We start from the raw sequence: 19,409 nt of genomic DNA, 5'->3' as shown, positions 1-19,409 counted from the left end.
TCGCGCGCCGTTACTGGGAAGCAGCCCCATCCCATACACACGTTTTGTCCTATAACCCCACTTTGTTGCCTGGGAAAGTACTGGCCGCTGCCGTTCACCCACGGCGTAGCCAAGGCGGGACTACCTGCCTCGCCCGCGCGGTTGTGACAGGTATCACGAATCGTGCGATTCCTGCGGTAGGGAGGCAAGCGATGCCCACGGCGGCTGCCAACGAGCCCGGACCCGTCGACGACGGCGCGGCCCTCGACTCTTATTCGGAGACGGTCATCAGGGTGGCCAGGACCGTCACGCCCCACGTGGCTGCCATCGAGATGACGGGAAACCGGCGCAACGGCCGCTTCCGGGTCGACGCCGGGTCTGCGGTCCTGTTCACTGAGGATGGCTACCTGCTGACCAACGCCCACGTGGTGGCCGGAACCCAGAAAGGCCGCGCGGTCTTCGCCGACGGCTCCGGTACGGACCTCGAGGTGGTGGGCGCGGATCCCTTGTCCGATCTGGCTGTGCTCCTGGGGCGTGCCCCGCATGTGGCTCCTGCCGAATTCGGCGACGCCGAGTCACTACAGGTGGGGCAGCTTGTGATTGCCGTCGGCAATCCGCTGGGGTTGTCGGGCTCGGTGACGGCCGGTGTGGTGAGCGGACTCGGAAGGGCAATTCCCGTCTGGGCAGGCCGCAACCGCCGCGTCATCGAGGATGTCATCCAGACCGATGCCGCCTTGAACGCCGGCAGTTCCGGCGGGGCACTGGCCGACGCACGAAGCCGGATCGTGGGAATCAACACTGCGGTGGCCGGCGCCGGGCTGGGGCTGGCCGTTCCCATCAACAGCACATCGCGCCGGATCATCTCTGCGCTCCTGTCGGACGGAAGAGTCCGGCGCGCCTACCTCGGCGTGGTGAGCACGCCGATCCGGCTGGGTACCAGCGAAGTGGTCCGCACCGGCCAGCGGGAGGGGCTGCGCGTGGTTGAGGTGCTGGCCGGTTCCCCTGCTGAACAGGCAGGTCTCCGTCCCGGTGATGTTCTGTTGCGCGTTGGTTCCCGTGCAGTCAGCAACGCCGAGAGCCTGCAGAAGCTCCTCTTCGCCGAGGCCATCGGCGTGCCGATGGACATAGCCGTCCTGCGCGACGGACATGTAACAGCCATTTCTGCAGTTCCCGGCGAGATGGCGGACTGGGGATAGGGTGCGGCCTTAGCCGGGAGGAGCGGGAAACAGCCGGAGCGGGACGGTGTATCCGCCCCGCTCCGACTGTATTCGACTTGTCCGGCAATCAGCGTTTCTTCAGATGTGCGACAGGGTCTGCAGGTCCCTCAATCGGGTGCTTGGCCTTTTTGTCCGCGCGTTTCTGCTTAATGGTCTTGCCCGCTTTTTTCTGCTGTTGCTGGTGCGGCGTCTTGTCCGGCATGGCGTGCTCCCTCGTCCGAGGGGCAGGAGGGTGCCCCTCCCTACGTAAATTACGCCTGTTGCAGCCCAAATGTAACTGCCTGACCTGACAGTCAACCGGCAAAAACTTTCACCCCACGACGTCGGCGATTCCCACAAACCTGGTGCCCACGCCGTCGAACTCGCTCCGGACGGAACCGGGCGCCGGCGGAGGGACTTCGGAGGGGCGGTGATGGGCACACATGACGTACGTGAACTCCGGCCACCACTTCTTGGGCCTGGCCGCCTCGGTGTACCCGCAGACCGCGCAGGTGAGATGCACCCACACCGGCCTCTTTCCCGTCCGGTTGGCGCGGGACTGGAGGAGCCAGGCAGGAGGATTGTCCAGCAGTTCACCCAGCTCGGCTTCGGTCAGGTGTTTTGGAATGCCGTGGCGCTGGGCCATTTCCAGTGGTACATCCAGGGCAATTGCCGCATCACGTCTGCTGATCATCCAGTCCACGATACGGTAAGTCATGAGCGACACCAGCCAGACGGTTGCCCCGACCCGCCTCCAGCGGCAGGTCCTGGCCGTCGCGATCGTGGCGTCCTTCATGGCGATCCTCGACAGCTTCGTTGTCAGCCTGGCGCTGCCTGCCATCGGCCGGGAACTCGGCGGCGGCCTCCGCATCCAGCAGTGGGTGGTGGATGCCTACCTCCTGACACTCGGTGCGCTCATTCTGGCGGCCGGCTCGCTGTCCGATCACTTTGGACGGGTGCGTGTGCTGCAGTGGGGGCTGGGCGGTTTTGCCCTCACCTCGGTCCTTTGCGGGGCAGCGTGGTCCGGGGAAGTGCTGGTGGTCAGCCGGGGACTGCAGGGCGTCGCGGGAGCACTCCTCGTTCCCAGTTCGCTGGCGCTGATCGTCAGCCACTTTGACAGCGGCGCCCAGGGGGCGGCCATCGGCAAATGGTCGGCGTGGACAAGCGCCGCCGCCATCGTGGCCCCGTTGATCGGCGGCTTGTCCGTGGACGTGCTGTCGTGGCGGGTCATCTTCTTCGTCAACGTCCTGCCTGCGGCTGCCATCTGGCCCGTGCTGGCAAGGCTACGGAAGACCGGCACCGTTCCCGCTGCCGCTGGCAGCATCGACATTGCCGGCGCGTTGCTGGCCGTCATCGCGCTTGGCGGGCCGGTCTACGCACTGATCGAGCAGGGCACGGCCGGCTGGGGCAGCCCGCAGGTCTGGCTGCCGCTGGCCGCCGGGCTCCTGGCCACTGTGTTTTTCCTCATCCATGAAGCCCGCGCGGCCGCCCCGCTACTGCCACTTGGCATGTTCACGGTCCGGAACTTCGGCTGGGGCAACATCGCCACCGCCGCGATTTACGGCGGCCTTTCCCTCGGGTTCTTCGCGCTGGGCATCTATATCCAGCAGGTGGGCGGCATGAAAGCGACCACCGCCGGACTGGCGCTGCTGCCCTCCACGCTGATCCTGATGCTGCTGGCCTCGTTCTTTGGAAAACTCGCCGGCAAGTACGGGCCGCGCTGGTTCATGACGGCCGGGCCCGTGCTGTGCGCCGCCGGGTTCCTGCTGACACTGTCCGTTGGCGGCTCCCTGAACTACTGGACCCAGATCCTGCCCGGGCAGCTGGTCTTCGGCCTCGGCCTTTCCATGACGGTGGCACCATTGACGGCTGCCATCCTGGGCTCCGTGCCGGAAAAGCAGGCCGGCGTGGGCTCGGCCGTGAACAACGCGGTCTCGAGGATCGCGGGCCTGGTGTGCATCGCATTTACGGGCTTCATCGTCGGCCCGGAGCTGACGACGCCGGGCCTGCACCGCGCGCTGCTGGCCACCGCCGCGCTGCTCTTGCTGGGGGCGGCCTGCTCCGCCGTCGGAATCCGCAACCCCGCGCCGGCTAGCCGCCGCTGATCGCGATTCCCGCCCACGCCGCAGCCAGGCCCAGCAGCAGGTTGGCCAGGACATTAACGACGGCGGCAAGGTAGCGCCGCTCACTGGCCAGCCGGACTGTTGCCGTGGTCCAGGAACTGAAGGTGGTCAACCCGCCGGCGAACCCGGTGGCAAGGGCGGAACGCCATTCGGGGGCGAACGATGCGGTGAGCCCCATGGACAGCCCGATCACAAACGAGCCGGCCACGTTCACCAGCAGGGTGGCCCAGGGCCAGTGCCGCCGCGGCGAGGGGTAGCCGGCCAGCCAGCCGTCCACGGCAAACCTGAGCAGCGCCCCGCCGATGCCGAATAGACCCACGAGGAGCGCCGTCACGGATTAGCCTCACGGGCAGCGCCGATTGCCTTGCCGGTCCGCCAGCCGGCGGCCGCCGCCGCCAGCCCCAGCAGCACGGACAGCCCCAGGTAGAGCAGCCCCAGGCCCGGCAGCCCGGCACGGGTCAGCTGGTCCGCGGAAAAGACGACGGCGGAGAAGGTAGTGAAGGAGCCGAGCACACCGGGCCCGACGGCGGCGCGGAGCCAGAACGCGGTGCGGGGACGCGCGATCCAGATGGTGGTGAGGGCCGCCAGCACGAAGCTGCCGAGGATATTGATGCCCAGTGTGGCCCAGGGCAGGTCTCCCGGACGGTCGGGGAACAGCAGTCCCAGCGCGTACCGGAGTTCCGTGCCAAGCAGTCCGCCGGCGGCCACGGCTGTCCACACCCGCCAGCCATAACCGGAGCCGGTCGCGGCGGCGGTGCCGGTGCGGCCTGCCAGGGGGACCCGCACCTGAGGCTACAGGCCGGCCATGCGGCAGCCGGGGTGGGCGGAGTCGCTGTGGATCCAGAGCGCGGAGGCCACTTCGTCGGCGAGGTCAACGTCCCGGCTGGTTCCGGGGGACCCGATTCGCACCACGAGCGCGCCGCCGAAGGGCCTGCGGCCCCGCACCTCGACGTCGGCATCGAGGCTGATCTGTTCCGCGGCCAGGTAGCGCAGCAGATCCGGGTTCTCGTCACTGATCCGGGTGATCCTGCCGGTGTGGCCGTCATCGAGCTCGATCATCCGGTGGGCGGACGGCATCCTGACAGTTCCGTCAGCCGAGGGGATGGGGTCGCCGTGCGGGTCCCTGGACGGGTTGCCCAGCCGGGCGGCCAGCCGCTCAATGAACGTGTCCGAGACCGCATGCTCCAGCTGCTCAGCCTCGTCATGGACTTCATCCCAGCTGTAGCCGAGGTCCTTGACCAGGTACGTCTCAATCAGCCGGTGCCGGCGGACCATGGAGAGGGCCAGCCGGACACCCTGGGGCGTGAGCGTGATGGCACTGTAGGGCTTGTGGAGGACCAGGCCCTGGTCCTTGAGCTTGCGCACCATCTCGGAGACCGAGGAGTTGGCCACACCGAGGCGCTGTGCAAGCTGGGTGGAGGTGATGGGCTTGTCCTGCCATTCCGTGAAGGAATAGATGACCTTAACGTAGTCCTCGATCGAGGAGGAGGGCGTACTGGTCTTCACAGCTTCAAGCCTACCTGCTGCCACCACGGCGTTCCGCCCTGACCGCCCGCCAGGTCTGGGTGAGGTAGGGGAGCTGCAGCAGCTCGCCGTCGGCATGGCCGAGGTGCTCGTGCAGGTACCAGGTCAGGTTTCCGGTCACCTTCGCGCGGGTGGCATCGTTGGCCGCGAGGTAGTAGCTGCGGGACTTGGCCAGTTCGAGGATGTCGTCCGGGGTGACGGGATCCTCCCACCTGGTCAGGTGGCTTTCCAGGGAGGTGAATTCCGGGCCGATCCTGGGCCTGAAGTCCGGTTTGTGGACGTCCCCGGCGTGCATGATGCGCGACAGCCGGTGCACCCAGGGTACTGACGTGTCCAGCTGGTTCCAGATCAGGCCCAGTACTCCCTGGGGCCTGAGGATGCGGGAAATCTCCGTGCTGGCCCGCAGCGGATCGCACCAGTGCCACGCCTGGGCAACGCTGACGACGTCGAACGCCGCCGAGGGCAGCCCGGTTTCCTCAGCGGTCCCCACCACGGCATGGACCGCGGGGCAGTCACGGCCCAGCTGCTCCAGCATGTCCCGGGAAGGGTCCACGGCGCTGACCTCGAGCCCGCGGTCCACCAGCAACGCGGTGAATTTGCCCGTTCCTGCGCCGAGGTCAGCGGCGGTACGGGCCCCGGCCGGAATAAGCCAGCTGGCGGAGTCCTCCGGGTAGCCCGGACGGACGCGGTGGTAGTGCTCGCCGCCGTCCTGGAAGCTCTGTCCAAGCTCCTGCCGCCGGCCGTGATGAAGTTTGGGACCGCCCCGTGCCACGCACAGTCTCCTTATACCGACGTCGAAAATTACCCTTCGAATTTACCGTACGGGGAGCGGGAGGTGCTTAGTCCTGGGTGCGGGTTAGTCCTGGATGCCGATCAGTCCTGGACACACGGTGCGGCGCCGGCGGTGCCGGGCGTGTTGGGCGCCCACTCGGGGTAGGTGCGGGTGTCGTTCGCCGGAACCCAGCGCCCGGCGTCCACCACGTAGTCCCAGCCGAGGCCCGAGCGGCGGAGCTCCTCGATGCCGGCGAGCAGCCGCTGTGCGTCCTCGAGCCGTGAACCCACGCCGAAGCTGGCGCGCAGGGACCCGGACGGCAGTCCGAGGCGCTTCAGCAGCGGGTGGGCGCAGAAGCGTCCGTCGCGCAGACCCACGCCGTGTTCGGCCGACAGGTAGGCGGCGACCAGGCCGGCGTCGTAACCCTCTACCGAGAAGTTGACTACGCCGATGGCGTCGTCCGGGTCGCTGTCCGCGAAAATCTGGTGGACGGTGACGCCGTCGATCTGGCGCAGTCCCTCGACCAGGAAGGACCGGATGCCGGCTTCATGGGCGTGCCATTCCTGCGGATCAAGGGCGGCGATGACCTGGGTTGCCCGGGCCAGGGTGGCAGCGCCGAGGACGTTCGGTGAGCCGCCCTCGTGGCGGGCGGGGCCGGTGGCCCAGCTGACGCCGTCGAGCCGGGCCTCGCTTACGGCGCCGCCGCCGGCGAGGTGGGGGGTGCCGGCGTCGAGCCAGTCGGGACGGCCGATGAGGACGCCGGCCCCGAAGGGGGCGTAGAGCTTGTGGCCCGAGAAGGCGAGGTAGTCGACGTCGTCCGCGGCGATGTTGACGCGGCGGTGCGGCGCGAGCTGGGCGGCGTCCACCACGATGCGGGCGCCGTATTCATGGGCCAGCGCGGCGAGGCGGCGGATCGGGAGGATTTCGCCCGTGACGTTGGAGGCGCCGGTCACGGCGAGGAGGCTGATGTCGCCGTGCTCCAGTTCGGCACGCAGGCTGGCGATGGTGGCTTCAAGCGTTTCGGAGGCCACCACGCTGCGGTGCGGCACGCCCTGCCACGGCAGCAGGTTGGCGTGGTGCTCGATGTCCAGGTACAGCACCTCGCCCGTGTGGTGGTGGTCCTCCACGGGCAGGCAGCCGGCCAGCAGGTTGAGGGAGTCGGTGGTGTTCCGGGTGAAGATGACAGCGTCATCGGCGCGGCCCCCCACGAATTCGCGCACGATGTTCCGCGAGTTCTCGTACACGGAGGTGCTGATCTGCGAGGCGTAGCCGGCGCCGCGGTGCACGCTCGCGTAGAACGGCAGGATCTCGTTGAGGTACGCGGAGACGACCGACAGCGCAGGGGCGGAGGCGCCATAGTCGAGGTTTGCGTAGCGGACGTGGCCGCCCTGTATCAGCGGGGCTTGGATCTCTGCGCCGGTGACGGCGGCCAGGGGGCGGCGGGCGGCGGCGAACCGGCCGTCCAGCGCGAGGGCGTCGGGGGTGGAAGCAATGATGGCAGTCGTCATGGGACCTCACTGGGATAAGGACCCCGTGTGACGGGGATCCGCGCTTGCCGGGTCCGTTCCGGATCGGCCTGGTCGTCACCCGGGGCACCCCACCGCGAATGGAGGGTTGCCGGCCAGCTAACCGGGGTTTAGCGCTGGCACTCGTGACCTGTTACGAGATTAGGACATCGGCAGAGGCGATGAAAAAGCCGGTTGGAATGTTAAGCGGATTATTACGCGAACCGGATATAGGGCCTGCTGCCGAAGAAACGACGGCGGCCGCCCCCAAAAGCGGGCGGCCGCCGTCGTAATGTTCAGCGCCAGGGCGGTGGTGGGAGAAAACCTAGAGCAGGTCGTCCAGCTGCGGGTTCAGCCGCTTCAGGACTTCCGAGTGCAGGATCGAGTTGGTCGCCAGGGCGTTGCCGCCGAACGGGCCGTCCGTGCCCTCGAGGGAGGTGAAACGGCCGCCGGCCTCCGTCACGATCGGCACCAGCGCCGCCATGTCGTACAGGTTCAGTTCCGGTTCGCAGGCGATGTCCACGGCCCCTTCGGCCACCATGCAGTAGGACCAGAAGTCGCCGAAGGCGCGGGTGCGCCACACATCCTCGGTCAGCTGGAGGAACTCTTCAAGGTTGCCGCGGTCTTTCCAGCCGCCGAGGCTGGAGTAGGAAAGCGAGGCGTCGGACAGGCTGGACACGTTGGACACCTTGAGCCGGGTGGCGGCCGCGAGGGATCGGCCCGAGTAGGCGCCGGCGCCTTTGGCCGCCCACCAGCGCTTGCCGAGCGCCGGGGCGCTGACAACGCCCACCACAGGTTCTCCCTCGTCGACGAGGGCAATCAGCGTGGCCCAGACCGGCACCCCGCGGACAAAGTTCTTGGTGCCGTCGATGGGGTCGATGATCCAGCGGCGGGAACCGTGGCCGGAACTTCCGAACTCCTCACCGAGGACGGCGTCACGGGGACGGGAGCGTGACAGTTGGCCGCGGATTGACTCCTCGGCGGCCTTGTCCGCATCGGTGACCGGCGTCAGATCTGGCTTCGTCTCGATCTGAAGGTCCAGTGCCTTGAACCGGCTCATGGTCTGGTCGTCCACGGAATCGGCCAGCACATGGGCAAGACGCAGGTCATCGTTGTACGTTGAAGCGGGTTGGGTCATGGTTCCAAACTACCCTCAAAGGCCCGGCACGGCGGGGAGGCAGCGGCCGGACAGCGCCGGGGGCGGCTAGCCGACGCTGCCGAGTTCCTTGGTTTCCTGGGCCTCAGCGCGCGGGTCGGTGCCCAGCAGGCGGCGCAGGGACGCGAGCCGTGCTGCTCCCGAGGGGCCGGCGTGGCCGGCTTCCACCCACGCGTCCACGCCGCAGTTGACGGCGGTGGCGTCGTGTTTGCACCCGCGTTCGCAGGCCTCCGTGCCGGGCTCAAGGTCGGGGAAGGAACGCAGGATTCGGTCCGGATCGACGTGCGCCAGTCCGAAGGAGCGGATGCCCGGCGTGTCGATGATCCAGCTGCCCGCCGGGGCGTCGGCGAGCTTGAGGGCAAGGGCCGACGACGACGTGTGCCGTCCGCGGCCCGTCACCGCGTTCACGCCGCCGGTGGCCCGTTCGGCGCCCGTCAGCGCGTTGACCATGGTGGATTTTCCGACGCCGGAATGGCCCAGCATCACCGTCACCTTGCCGTCCAGATGGGCGCGGAGATCGGACACGGCGGCAACGTCGAGCCGGGCGGAGAGGCCGTCGTCGGACCGGGCGTCGATGCCGGACGCGTCGGCATCGGCAGTGCGGCTGATGATCACCGGAAAGTCGAGGTGCCGGTAGTTGCTCAGCAGCTCGGTCGGATCCTTGACGTCCGCTTTGGTGACGAGCAGCAGCGGCTCGATCCCGGCGTCGTAGGCTGCCACCAGCGCCCGGTCGATGAAGCCGGTGCGGGGTTCCGGGTTGGCGGCGGCCACAACCACCACCAGCTGGTCGGCGTTGGCGACGACGGCGCGTTCCACGGGATCGGTGTCGTCGGCGCTGCGGCGCAGCAGGGTCTTGCGGTCCTGGATTTTCACCAGCCGGGCCAGGGTGTCCGGCGAGCCGGACACGTCCCCCACGAGGGAGACGAAGTCTCCGGCCACCACGGGGGAGCGGCGCAGCTCGCGGGCGCGAGCGGCAATGACCGTCCGCTCGTGGCCCGAGTCCTCGCCGACGACGGCGGTGTAGCGGCCCCGGTCCACGGTGATGATCCGGCCGGTGACGGCATCCTCATGGCTTGGGCGGTCCTTCGTCCGGGGCCGGGAACCCTTTTTGTTCGGCCGGATCCGGACGTCGGACTCGTCCCAGGAATCAGTGCTGCGTGCCACCGGTGGTCCCCGCGGTATTGGTAACAGCACTGTTGGTCACACCGCTGCCCCGCTGGGCGAGCATGTCCGCCCACAGCTTGGGGAAATCGGGCATGGTCTTGGACGTCGTGGCAATGTCCTCCACCTCCACGCCCCTGACCGCCAGCCCGAGGATGGCTCCGGCGGTGGCCATCCGGTGGTCCGCATAGCTGTGGACGACGCCGGCGTGCAGTTCCGCAGGCCGGATGATGAGTCCGTCGGCAGTTTCCTCTGAATCGCCGCCGAGCCGGTTGATCTCGGTGACGAGCGCGGCGAGCCTGTCCGTTTCATGTCCGCGAAGGTGGGCGATGCCGCTCAGCCGTGACGGTCCGGATGCCAGGGCGCAGAGCGCGGCGACTGTGGGCGCCAGTTCGCTGGTTTCGGCGAAGTCCGCACCCTTGATCTCGCTGCCGCCGGTCACCGTCAGGGTACCGTCGGCCAGGGTGACCGTGGCCCCCATATCGGTCAGGATGCTGCGCCACATGTCGCCGACCTGCGTGGTGTGCCCGGGCCAGTCCGGAATCCGGACAGTACCGCCGGTGGCCAGCGCGGCGGCCAGGAACGGGCCGGCGTTGGACAAGTCCTGCTCGATGCGCTGGTCGAACGCGCGGATCGGGCCGGGGCTGACAACCCAGTGGTTGGGCGTGGAGTCATCCACCGCCACGCCCGCGCCGCGCAGCACGGCGATGGTCATGTTGATATGGTCCAAACTCGGGACCGTGCTGCCTGAATGTTCAAGGTGCAGGCCGTCGGCGAACCGTGCACCGACCAGCAGCAGGGCGGAGACGAACTGCGAGGACGCACTGGCGTCGATGACGAGGTGCCCGCCGCGGACCTGGCCGGAGCCCTCGACGCGGAACGGCAGCGAGGCGGGCGTGCCGCCGTCGTCGCCCGTTACGGCTACTCCGAGCGCTGAGAGCGCGTCGATGATGGTGCCCATCGGCCGTTCCCGGGCGTGGGGGTCGCCGTCGAAAAGGGTGGCGCCAGAGCGCAGTGCCGCCAGAGGCGGTACGAACCGCATGACTGTCCCGGCCAGGCCGCAGTCGATGGCGACGTCCGCGCCGCCGGCGTTGGCCGGAATTGGCGTCACCTCGAGGTCCGGGCCAAAGGCGCCGTCGCCCGGGACTTCCCGGATGTCGGCGCCAAGCTGGCGCAGGGCGGCGATCATGAGCGCAGAGTCCCGGGAGTGCAGCGGTGCCCGGAGCCGGGACGGCCCGTCGGCCAGCGCGGCAAGCACCAGATACCTGTTGGTCAACGACTTGGAGCCCGGTACGCGGACTGTTGCGTCAACCGGCTGTTCCGCAAATGGCGCGGGCCAGTGCGGAGCAGCGCCGGAGTGTTCAGCGGACGCGCCCATGGGTGATGCTGCCATTCCTGCTTATGCCCCTACCGCTTGGTCGACGGCCCTGCGGACTGCCTTGTCGGCCCGGCGGACAGCCTTGTCCGCGCTGTGCAGTTTCTTGCCGGTGGTCTTGCGGGCGTCGGCGGCGAGGTGGGTCGCTGCCTTCCGGGCGTCGGCGGCGAGGTGCTCTGCACGCCAGGCCAGGCTGGGCTTGCCCGCTGTGTCCACCGAGGCCAGCATCACGCCGCCGGTGAGTGTGATGTTCTTGAGCAGCTGGTTCCGGCGCGCTTCGCGGCCTTCCTTGCTGCTGATGTCGGCGCTGCGCCATTCAACGAAGGCGTTCAGTGCCGAGATGACGGCCAGTACCGAGGCTGCCAGCCGTGCCGACTTGCCGAGGGCGAAGAGGACGCCGGCGCCCACCTGCGTGCCGCCGATGATCCGGGCAAGGACCCTCTCGTCAGTCTGGAACGGCAGGGCTTCAGCGGCACGGCGCAGGAGGGGCGACAGTTGCTGCGCGGTGTCGTCCGCATTCCTGAGCTTGTCCGTGCCGGCGAGGATGAAACTTGAGGCCAGCATCGGCCGGGCAAAAAAGCGGACAAAGGACATGAATTTCCTCCTGGATGGCCGAGCCGCGGTGGCCGCGGCGGAGTCGGTTCTAGTCTTGCACTTTTGCGGAATATTTGCCCACCGCGCGTCGTTGTGCTCTTTGGCCGGAAACGATAGGCAGGCGGTGTCCTGTTGCCGTTCCCGGTGTTCAGCGGCGGCTGGGGGATGGCCGGAACCGGCAGGAGCACGGACCGCTGCACGAACGCGGGTCTTTTCGACGGGTCTTAGCAGGCGGAGTGGAGATGGAGCATTGACTTTGGTGAAGGAAGCTGTGGGGGTGCGAAGTCCCGCCAGAATGCGGCCGTTCGTGGTGTCCGAAGCTGGCGCGCTGGAGTCAGGAAGTGCCTTCCCCGCTCCGGGCGGGCTTCTTGGCCCGGACTATGGCACGGCACGCCGCCAGGGGCGCCCGGCGCCGATCAAAGTAGACTTGAATGCAATGAGCACCGTGGACCCGGCCCTGCAGGCCGCACAGGAGGACGCCGCCAGCGGCATCCCGGAGAATGGCACGTCGCCCGCTGCTGAAGCGGCAGAGGATATCGACGTCGGTTCGGAGAGCACTGAAGCGCGCCGGGCGCGGTTTGAGCGCGACGCCATGCAGTACGTGGACCAGCTGTATTCGGCGGCCATGCGCATGGCGCGGAACCCCGCAGATGCCGAGGACCTCGTCCAGGAGGCGTATACCAAGGCGTTCTCGGCGTTCCATCAGTACAAGCCGGGGACCAACCTGAAGGCCTGGCTGTACCGGATCCTGACGAACACCTACATCAACCTGTACCGGAAGCGGCAGCGGGAACCCCTGCAGTCGAATTCGGACACCATCGAGGACTGGCAACTCGCCCGCGCCGAATCCCACACCTCCAGCGGCCTGCGCTCGGCCGAGGCCGAGGCGCTGGACCACCTGCCGGATTCGGACGTCAAGCGGGCACTGCAGGCCATCCCCGAGGAGTTCCGGCTGGCCGTGTACTTCGCCGACGTCGAGGGCTTCGCGTACAAGGAAATATCGGACATCATGAACACCCCCATCGGCACTGTGATGTCCCGGCTGCACCGGGGCCGAAAGATGCTGCGGGACATGCTGGCGGATTACGCCGCCGAGCGGGGATTCAAGGCTGCTGCGGACACCACGGCGGCAGCGCAGGGCAACAAACAGGAGAACGGGAAATGAGCGACTGCCAGGGATTGGGTGATTGCGACGACACCAGGATGCAACGCATCTACGAGTATCTGGACGGGGCCTTGACCCGCAGCGACCTTGCGGAGATCAAGCAGCACCTGGACGAGTGCCCCGAATGCACAGAGCAGTACGATCTGGAGTGCGTCATCCGGAAAGTGGTGAAGCGCTCCTGTACCGAGGCTGCTCCGGAAAACCTCAAGAACGCCATCCTGCAGCGGATCCACACGATCCGTCCGGTGGACGCCTGACAGGGCCACTGAGTTAAACACGATGCCCCCGCTACCTTGCCGGTAGCGGGGGCATCGCGTTTAAGCTTCGGTTCAAGCCGTGGCTTAGGTGTTGGGGCGCTTCCCGTGGTTCGCGCCGCCACGCTTACGGTCACGACGCTTACGTGCACGCTTGCTCATAGCTGGCCTCCTTAATCTCGTTACCCAAAAGAGTTGCCCTCCAGTCTCCCATATCGGCGGACAGGCCGCGAACCGGCGGCATTGTGGAGCGCCTACAGCGAGTTCCGGATCGCAACCCGGGCCTGGTCCAGGACTGTCCGCACCGTCTCGAGGGCCACCGGCGTCATGGGCCTGGCGCTGGTCTGCAGGCGCAGCTCGGCGCGCATGTCGTCACGGAACGACTGCAGCAGCATCTCCGCTTCCTTCAGCATGCCCTGGCCCTCAGCGGTGTACCGGCCTCCGCCGGCCCCGCCGGCCGGCCTGGCAGGGCTTGGCGACCCGGTAGCGTTGGCTGACCTGGCGGCGGTGCGGGCCGCTTCCGCCGTGGCCGCCAGGTCCGCGCGCAGCCCCCGCATGTTGCTGCGGATGTCGGCGCGCAAATCATCGGCGAGCCGGCGGACGGAGGCCGCGATGTCGTTCTCCACCGTCTCCAGCTCCCCGCGCCGGCTGTTCAGTTCAGCCAGCCCCGCAGCGGTGATCCGGTAGTTGGTGCGGCGCCCCTGGGCTTCAGTGGCCACCAGGCCGTCCTCCTCCAGCTTGCCCAGGCGCGGATAGATGGTGCCTGCACTGGGGGAGTAGGTGCCGCCGAACCGGTCGCTCAGGGCCTTGATGAGTTCATATCCATGCTTGGGACCCGATTCAAGGAGCGCCAGCAGATACAGCCGGAGCGCGCCATGGGCAAAGACGGGAGGCATCAGAGCGCCGGTTCCGTGGTGGCAGGTGCCTGGCCGTGGAAGATAGCCGTCTTCCCGGAGACCGAGTTGGTGCGGACCAGCATGAGTTTGGCGTCCGGGCCTGAGATGGTCTGCACCTTGCCGCCGGGATGGCCGTACTTCCGGTCGTCGATGACCACCGGTCCGCTGGCCGACTGGGCCACGATGTCCACGCCAACGTCGTGCGGGACGCGGACCGTCAGGTCCCCGGACACCGAGTTCGCGCCGAAGTCGTGGGTGAAGCCGTGCAGGTCGAAGCTCATATCGCCGCTGACGGTGTTGGCCCGGATGTTGCTGAACCGTCCGGAGGCCGTGACCTCGCCGGAGACGCTCTTGGCTGTGAGGACGCCGTTGTGGTTGCGGGCGATCACCTCGCCGCTGACGGTGTTCACGTGCAGGTCGCCGGAAGTCCCGTCCGCCAGGAGGGATCCGGTCACGGTGCTCAGCCGGGTCCGGCCGTGGACGCCGGAAACCAGTCCGTCACCGCTGACCGTGCCGGCCTCGACCTCCACGCCGGCAGGGACCGCGATGCTGATGACCGCGGAGTTGTTGCTGCTGTTGTTGACCGACTCCATCAGGTTCCTGAACCAGCCGTGCGGGCCGTGGAGCTGGTGGCGGATTTCGAGGCGCCCGCCGGCCACGGAGACAGCCAGGGGGTCTCCGTGCACCTCCGACACCTCGACCCGGACGGCAGCCTCGTCGTGCGTGACGACGTCAAACCTGCCCCGGACGATGCCCAGCTTAAGGTGCGCGACGCCGTCGACATCAATGGTCTGCGGGCCGGTGACGGTCCAGGAGTTCTCTTCCACGGTTCCTCCACTTGCGATATATCGTGACTGTGCGAGTCACGATTGTCCTCCCGTGCAGTAATATCAAGATATATCGCGATTGCCTAGTCCGCGACTTCCCTATTCAGGGGTTTCCATCCCCAGCCACTGGAACCAGCCCCGGTGCAGCACCAGCCACGCCATCAGCCCGTAGCCCGCCTGTCCGGGGGACCCTCCGTTAGCCGCAAGGTCCTGGCGCCACTGCTCATGGTTCAGCAGCGGCGAAAAGGTGTCCACGTAGAGGTGCTTGCGCCGGGTGGTGACGTCGGCAAAGGCAGTGTTCAGCTCGCCGAGGCGTCGGTTCTGCGCGGGATCGAGTGTTGGCGGCGGTCCCACGACGAAGACTTCCAGCCGCTTCTGCGTGGCCGAATCCAGGATGTTGGCGAGATTGAGCCGGCTTCGGGCCGTGGACAGCCCGAACTCAATGTCCCGGCCGGAGAGTCCGATGACCAGGCGGTTCTCGTGAAGATCGCTGAACCTGCGGCCGGCCTCCTCGAGCCAGCGGGCGGACAGGCCCTCGGTGCCTTCCTGAGGGCACGGAAGGGAAAAGCTCTCCACCGTCATGCCGTCCTGCGGAGTGCGGGCGAGCACCCGGCCCAGCCACCCCAGCGCCCGGGGATCACCGAGCCCGGCGAGCAGTTCATCTCCAACAGCCGCAATCCGCAGCTTCCTGTCTTCCACTACTACCTCTTCACTTGTTGGGAGGGCGTGTCCCGGACACGGACCGTTTACGTGCCAACGCTAAAGATCTATTAACTCACGCCGATTAAACAGAACTGCCCGGCTGGAACGGTATGTCACCGTCCGGCCGGGCAGCTGATCTGCTACTTGCGGGCGAAAGCCTGCTTCAGGAGCGCGTCCTGCTCCACAGCGTGGCGCTTCATGGAGCCGGCCGCGGTGGAAGCTGAGGCCGGGCGTGAGACCAGGCGCACCTTCCGGTCCAGGGCGGTCGGCAGGTGCAGGCCCATGAAGGGCCACGGACCCTGGTTGGCGGGCTCGTCCTGCGCCCACACAACTTCCGCGTTCGGGTACTTGGCGAGTTCGGCTTCGATCTCCGCCTGCGGCAGCGGGTACAGCTGCTCGACGCGGATGATCGCCGTCGACTTGTCGCCCGTCTTCTGCCGCGTTGACAGCAGATCGTAGTACAGGCGGCCGGAGACCAGCAGCACGCGCTCGACGTCTTCCGCCCTCAGCAGCTCGTGCTCGCCGATCACCGGGCGGAAACCGCCGGTGGTGAAGTCCTCCACGGACGAGGCAGCGGCCTTGAGGCGCAGCAGCTGCTTCGGCGTGAAGATGATGAGCGGCTTGCGCGGCCGGCTGTAGGCCTGGCGGCGCAGCAGGTGGAAGTGCGAGGCGGCCGTCGTCGGGTTGGCGACGATGATGTTTTCCTCGGCACACAGCTGCAGGAAGCGTTCGATGCGGGCCGAGGAGTGGTCCGGGCCCTGTCCCTCATAGCCGTGCGGCAGCATGAGCACGAGCGACGAGCGCTGGCCCCACTTCTGCTCGGCGGAGGAGATGAACTCATCGATGATGGTCTGCGCGCCGTTGACGAAGTCACCGAACTGCGCCTCCCACAGGACCAGGGCATCCGGGCGCTCGACGGAGTAGCCGTACTCGAAGCCCATCGCCGCGTACTCGGACAGCAGGGAGTCGTAGATCCAGAGCTTGGCCTGGTTGTCCGAGAGGTTGCCCAGCGGCAGCCATTCGTTGCCGTTGGCGCGGTCGTGGAACACGGCGTGGCGCTGCACGAACGTGCCGCGGCGCGAGTCCTGGCCGGCAAGGCGAACCGGGACGCCTTCCATGATCAGGGAGCCGAAGGCAGCGATTTCGCCGAAGCCCCAGTCGATGCCGCCTTCGCGGGACATCTGTTCACGCTTCTCCAGCAGCTGCTTGAGCTTGGCGTGGACAGTGAAGCCCTCGGGGATCTCCACGTGCGCCTTGCCGATGCGGGCCAGGGTGTCGGCCGAGATCGCCGTCGACGCCGGAGCGTTCGTGCCCATGTCCGACTGCTGCGCCTGCGGACGCTCGATGTCCGAGACCGCTGCCGAGTCGGCAGTGATGATCGGAATCGGCGAGGTCTGGGCAGCGTGGGTCTCGGCGAACACGCGCTCGAGGCGTTCCTGGTAGTCGCGGAGCAGCTGCTCGGCTTCTTCCTCGGTGATGTCACCGCGGCCGATCAGCGATTCCGTGTAGAGCTTGCGGACGGAGCGCTTGGCCTCGATCAGGTTGTACATCAGCGGCTGCGTCATCGAGGGGTCGTCGCCCTCGTTGTGGCCGCGGCGGCGGTAGCAGACCATGTCGATGACGACGTCCTTGTGGAACCGCTGGCGGAACTCGTAGGCGAGCTGGCCGATGCGGACAACTGCCTCGGGGTCGTCGCCGTTCACATGGAACACGGGAGCCTGGATCATCTTGGCGACGTCCGTGGAGTACGTGGACGAACGCGACGAGGACGGCGCGGTGGTGAAGCCGACCTGGTTGTTGACCACGATGTGGATGGTTCCGCCCGTGCGGTAGCCGCGCAGCTGGGACAGGTTGAGCGTTTCCGCCACAACACCCTGGCCGGCGAAGGCTGCGTCGCCGTGCACCATGATGGGCAGCACGGGGAAGGACGATCCCTGGTCCAGCCGGTCCTGCTTGGCGCGGACGATGCCCTCCAGGACAGGGTCCACGGCCTCGAGGTGGGACGGGTTGGCGGCCAGGTAGACCTTGGTCTCCTTGCCGTTGTCCGACGTGAAGGTGCCTTCGGTGCCGAGGTGGTACTTGACGTCACCGGAGCCCTGCACGGAGCGGGGGTCCTGGGTGCCTTCGAACTCGCGGAACACCTGGGCGTAGGTCTTGCCGGCGATGTTGGTCAGCACGTTCAGGCGGCCGCGGTGGGCCATGCCGATGGCAACCTCGTCCAGTCCGTCGTCGGCGGCATCGGAGATGATCGCATCCAGCAGCGGAATCAGGGATTCGCCGCCCTCAAGCGAGAACCGCTTCTGGCCCACGAACTTGGTCTGCAGGAAGGTCTCGAAGGCCTCCGCGGCGTTCAGCTTGGAGACGATGCGCAGCTGCTCGTCACGGCTCGGCTTGGAGTACGGGTGCTCCAGCTGGTCCTGGAACCACTTGCGTTCGGCCGGCTCCTGGATGTGCATGTACTCGATGCCGGTGGTGCGGCAGTAGGCGTCACGGAGCACGCCCAGGATGTCGCGGAACTTGAGCATCGGCTTGCCGCCGAAGCCGCCCGTGGGCCACTCGCGGTCGAGGTCCCACAGGGTCAGGCCGTAGGTGAGGACGTCGAGGTCGGGGTGCTTGCGCTGGACGTACTCGAGGGGATCGGTATCCGCCATGAGGTGGCCGCGGACGCGGTAGGAGTGGATCAGCTGCTGGATCCGGGCGACCTTATTGATCTGGTCGGACGGGTCCACCTGCAGGTCCGGGCTCCAGCGCACGGGCTCGTACGGGATGCGCAGGGCTTCGAAGATCTCGTCGTAGAAGTTCTGCGCGCCCAGGAGCAGCGAGTGGACGAGCTTGAGGAATTCGCCGCTGCCTGCACCCTGGATGACGCGGTGGTCATAGGTGGAGGTCAGGGTGAGGATCTTGCTGATGGCGTTCTGGGCGATGATCTTCTCGCTCGCGCCCTGCCACTCGGCCGGGTAGTCGAGGGCGCCGACGCCGATGATGGCGGCCTGGCCCTTGGAGAGGCGGGGCACGGAGTGCACGGTGCCGATGCCGCCAGGGTTGGTCAGCGACACGGTGGTGCCGGCGTGGTCGTCAGCCGTCAGCTTGCCGTTGCGGGCGCGCTTGATGAGGTCTTCATAGGTGTGCCAGAACTCGGCGAAGTTCATGGTTTCGGCCTTCTTGATGTTGGGAACCATCAGAAGGCGGGTGCCGTCGGGCTTGGGCATGTCGATGGCGATGCCGAAGTTCACGTGGGCCGGCTGCACCGCCACAGGCTTGCCGTCGACCTCGTCGTAGTAGACGTTCATGGACGGGAACTGGGACAGTGCCCGGACTACGGCGTAGCCGATGAGGTGGGTGAAGGAGACCTTGCCGCCGCGGGCGCGGGCGAGGTTGGAGTTGATGACAACCCGGTTGTCGATCAGGAGCTTGGCCGGAACCGCCCGGACGCTGGTGGCCGTGGGAACCTCAAGGCTCGTGACCATGTTGGACGCAATGGCCTTGGCCGGTCCGCGGAGGACGGACACGACGTCTTCCTCGGGGGCGGTGGGGGCCTTGACGTTCTTCGGCAGCTGGGCCGGGATCGGCTGGGCGCCGGTGCCCGCCTCAGTCTTCTTCGCGCCGTCGCGGGCCACCGTTGCCGGAGCCTTCTTGGCGGGTGCGGGCTGGGCGGGGGCTGCTGCCGGCGCCGGTGCCGGAGTTGCCGCAGGCGCCTGGGCCGCGGGGGTAGCCGATGCCGGTGCCTGCGCGGGCACCGGGGGAGTGACGACGGGCAGTTCGCGGGTAGCCGGATTGGCCTCCGGTGCCGTCACGGCCGGAGCGCCGTTGGAAGATGGACCGTTGCCGCTGTCGAATGATTCGAACAGGGGCCACCACTTGGCATCGACCGTATTCTTGTCCTGTTGGTAACGCTCGTACAGTTCGTCAACGAGCCACTCGTTCCCACCAAATTCCTCTGGCAGACGGTGGCTAGGCTGCTCTGGCACTTGAAATACGCCTCTTCCATGAGTTTGATTTCCCTCTGGTCGCCGAAGGTGCCACGGCACTACTATCGAACCAGTTTCTGCGTCCTATGAACCCAGACCTTTGCCAGTCTAGTGACCGTTCCGGCTTAACTGCCAATAAGGGTGACCCAAATCATGTACCACCCGAATTGTGGCGAAATGGCGCTTCAAACGAGCCGGAAACAGTGCCCTTC

General features: G+C 67.3%; 20 protein-coding genes and 1 riboswitch. Of the genes, 4 read left to right on the top strand and 16 right to left on the bottom strand.

The genetic code is table 11. The features are described from left to right. Positions 1-191 precede the first annotated feature (191 nt). On the top strand, positions 192-1,175 hold the full coding sequence (locus tag ACFTR6_RS01335) for a S1C family serine protease (protein ID WP_377956607.1): 984 nt from the start codon (positions 192-194) through the stop codon (positions 1,173-1,175). Between the two features lie 88 nt (positions 1,176-1,263). Here the strand turns inward: ACFTR6_RS01335 and ACFTR6_RS01330 are convergent, their stop codons facing one another. Continuing rightward, the gene (locus ACFTR6_RS01330) at positions 1,264-1,398 is read right to left on the bottom strand and encodes a hypothetical protein (protein WP_257787654.1); all 135 of its coding nucleotides are present in this window, start codon (positions 1,396-1,398) and stop codon (positions 1,264-1,266) included. A gap of 108 nt (positions 1,399-1,506) precedes the next feature. Further along, complete coding sequence (locus tag ACFTR6_RS01325; protein WP_377956837.1) at positions 1,507-1,869, bottom strand: hypothetical protein; 363 nt, start codon at positions 1,867-1,869, stop codon at positions 1,507-1,509. A 22-nt stretch (positions 1,870-1,891) separates the two neighbouring features. Here ACFTR6_RS01325 and ACFTR6_RS01320 point away from each other — a divergent pair, with 22 nt between their 5' ends. After that, positions 1,892-3,280: an MFS transporter gene (locus tag ACFTR6_RS01320; RefSeq protein WP_377956605.1), complete on the top strand. Its 1,389-nt coding sequence runs from the start codon at positions 1,892-1,894 to the stop codon at positions 3,278-3,280. Here ACFTR6_RS01320 and ACFTR6_RS01315 read toward each other — a convergent pair. From ACFTR6_RS01315 to ACFTR6_RS01275, 9 genes are all read right to left on the bottom strand, one after another. Beyond that, positions 3,267-3,632, bottom strand: a complete 366-nt coding sequence (locus tag ACFTR6_RS01315) for a fluoride efflux transporter FluC (protein ID WP_377956604.1) — start codon at positions 3,630-3,632, stop codon at positions 3,267-3,269. The genes ACFTR6_RS01320 and ACFTR6_RS01315 overlap by 14 nt on opposite strands. Next, positions 3,629-4,084, bottom strand: a complete 456-nt coding sequence (locus ACFTR6_RS01310; protein WP_377956603.1) for a fluoride efflux transporter FluC — start codon at positions 4,082-4,084, stop codon at positions 3,629-3,631. The genes ACFTR6_RS01315 and ACFTR6_RS01310 overlap by 4 nt, the downstream gene beginning before the upstream one ends. Before the next feature lie 6 nt (positions 4,085-4,090). Next, the gene (locus ACFTR6_RS01305) at positions 4,091-4,804 is read right to left on the bottom strand and encodes a metal-dependent transcriptional regulator (protein WP_087872400.1); all 714 of its coding nucleotides are present in this window, start codon (positions 4,802-4,804) and stop codon (positions 4,091-4,093) included. Positions 4,805-4,814: 10 nt separating this feature from the next. Next, entirely contained in the window at positions 4,815-5,594 is a 780-nt protein-coding gene (locus ACFTR6_RS01300; protein ID WP_087872398.1) for a class I SAM-dependent methyltransferase, read from the bottom strand. 101 nt (positions 5,595-5,695) lie between these two features. Beyond that, on the bottom strand, positions 5,696-7,102 hold the full coding sequence (locus tag ACFTR6_RS01295) for an aminotransferase class V-fold PLP-dependent enzyme (RefSeq protein WP_076801877.1): 1,407 nt from the start codon (positions 7,100-7,102) through the stop codon (positions 5,696-5,698). A 35-nt stretch (positions 7,103-7,137) separates the two neighbouring features. Further along, positions 7,138-7,251: riboswitch (SAM riboswitch) on the bottom strand. Between the two features lie 173 nt (positions 7,252-7,424). Continuing rightward, on the bottom strand, positions 7,425-8,237 hold the full coding sequence (hisN, locus tag ACFTR6_RS01290; RefSeq protein WP_076801880.1) for a histidinol-phosphatase: 813 nt from the start codon (positions 8,235-8,237) through the stop codon (positions 7,425-7,427). A 66-nt stretch (positions 8,238-8,303) separates the two neighbouring features. Then, positions 8,304-9,419, bottom strand: a complete 1,116-nt coding sequence (locus ACFTR6_RS01285) for a ribosome small subunit-dependent GTPase A (protein WP_377956602.1) — start codon at positions 9,417-9,419, stop codon at positions 8,304-8,306. Continuing rightward, positions 9,403-10,794 carry a 3-phosphoshikimate 1-carboxyvinyltransferase gene (gene aroA, locus ACFTR6_RS01280; protein WP_377956836.1) on the bottom strand — a complete coding sequence of 464 codons (1,392 nt, stop codon included), beginning with the start codon at positions 10,792-10,794 and terminating at the stop codon, positions 9,403-9,405. Before aroA ends, ACFTR6_RS01285 begins: the two co-directional genes overlap by 17 nt. A gap of 21 nt (positions 10,795-10,815) precedes the next feature. Then, complete coding sequence (locus ACFTR6_RS01275; protein WP_076801886.1) at positions 10,816-11,385, bottom strand: DoxX family protein; 570 nt, start codon at positions 11,383-11,385, stop codon at positions 10,816-10,818. Positions 11,386-11,821: 436 nt separating this feature from the next. Between ACFTR6_RS01275 and ACFTR6_RS01270 the strand changes: the two genes are divergently transcribed. Together ACFTR6_RS01270 and rsrA are read left to right on the top strand one after the other, a co-directional pair. Continuing rightward, positions 11,822-12,550 carry a sigma-70 family RNA polymerase sigma factor gene (locus ACFTR6_RS01270; protein WP_377956601.1) on the top strand — a complete coding sequence of 243 codons (729 nt, stop codon included), beginning with the start codon at positions 11,822-11,824 and terminating at the stop codon, positions 12,548-12,550. Then, a complete protein-coding gene (rsrA, locus tag ACFTR6_RS01265; RefSeq protein ID WP_076801889.1) occupies positions 12,547-12,807 on the top strand; it encodes a mycothiol system anti-sigma-R factor in 261 nt (86 codons plus the stop codon). The genes ACFTR6_RS01270 and rsrA overlap by 4 nt, the downstream gene beginning before the upstream one ends. A gap of 84 nt (positions 12,808-12,891) precedes the next feature. On the opposite strand, the gene ACFTR6_RS01260 is transcribed toward rsrA, so the two are convergent. From ACFTR6_RS01260 to ACFTR6_RS01240, 5 genes are all read right to left on the bottom strand, one after another. Then, positions 12,892-12,966: a 50S ribosomal protein bL37 gene (locus tag ACFTR6_RS01260; protein WP_369299106.1), complete on the bottom strand. Its 75-nt coding sequence runs from the start codon at positions 12,964-12,966 to the stop codon at positions 12,892-12,894. 92 nt (positions 12,967-13,058) lie between these two features. Beyond that, positions 13,059-13,700 (bottom strand): PadR family transcriptional regulator, encoded by a 642-nt coding sequence (locus tag ACFTR6_RS01255; RefSeq protein ID WP_377956600.1) that lies wholly within the window; start codon positions 13,698-13,700, stop codon positions 13,059-13,061. Then, entirely contained in the window at positions 13,700-14,527 is an 828-nt protein-coding gene (locus ACFTR6_RS01250; protein WP_377956599.1) for a DUF4097 domain-containing protein, read from the bottom strand. The genes ACFTR6_RS01255 and ACFTR6_RS01250 overlap by 1 nt, the downstream gene beginning before the upstream one ends. 99 nt (positions 14,528-14,626) lie before the next feature. Continuing rightward, positions 14,627-15,226, bottom strand: coding sequence for a GDSL-type esterase/lipase family protein (locus tag ACFTR6_RS01245; protein ID WP_076801897.1), 600 nt, complete (start codon positions 15,224-15,226; stop codon positions 14,627-14,629). A 143-nt stretch (positions 15,227-15,369) separates the two neighbouring features. Then, positions 15,370-19,197, bottom strand: coding sequence for a multifunctional oxoglutarate decarboxylase/oxoglutarate dehydrogenase thiamine pyrophosphate-binding subunit/dihydrolipoyllysine-residue succinyltransferase subunit (locus tag ACFTR6_RS01240; protein WP_076801902.1), 3,828 nt, complete (start codon positions 19,195-19,197; stop codon positions 15,370-15,372). Positions 19,198-19,409 lie beyond the last annotated feature (212 nt).

It is taken from the genome of Arthrobacter sp. NPDC057009 (genome assembly GCF_042673905.1).
GTDB lineage: Bacteria > Actinomycetota > Actinomycetes > Actinomycetales > Micrococcaceae > Arthrobacter.
The sequence above is the reverse complement of the archived record's forward strand: the minus strand, read 5'-3'. Positions and strand labels throughout refer to the sequence as shown.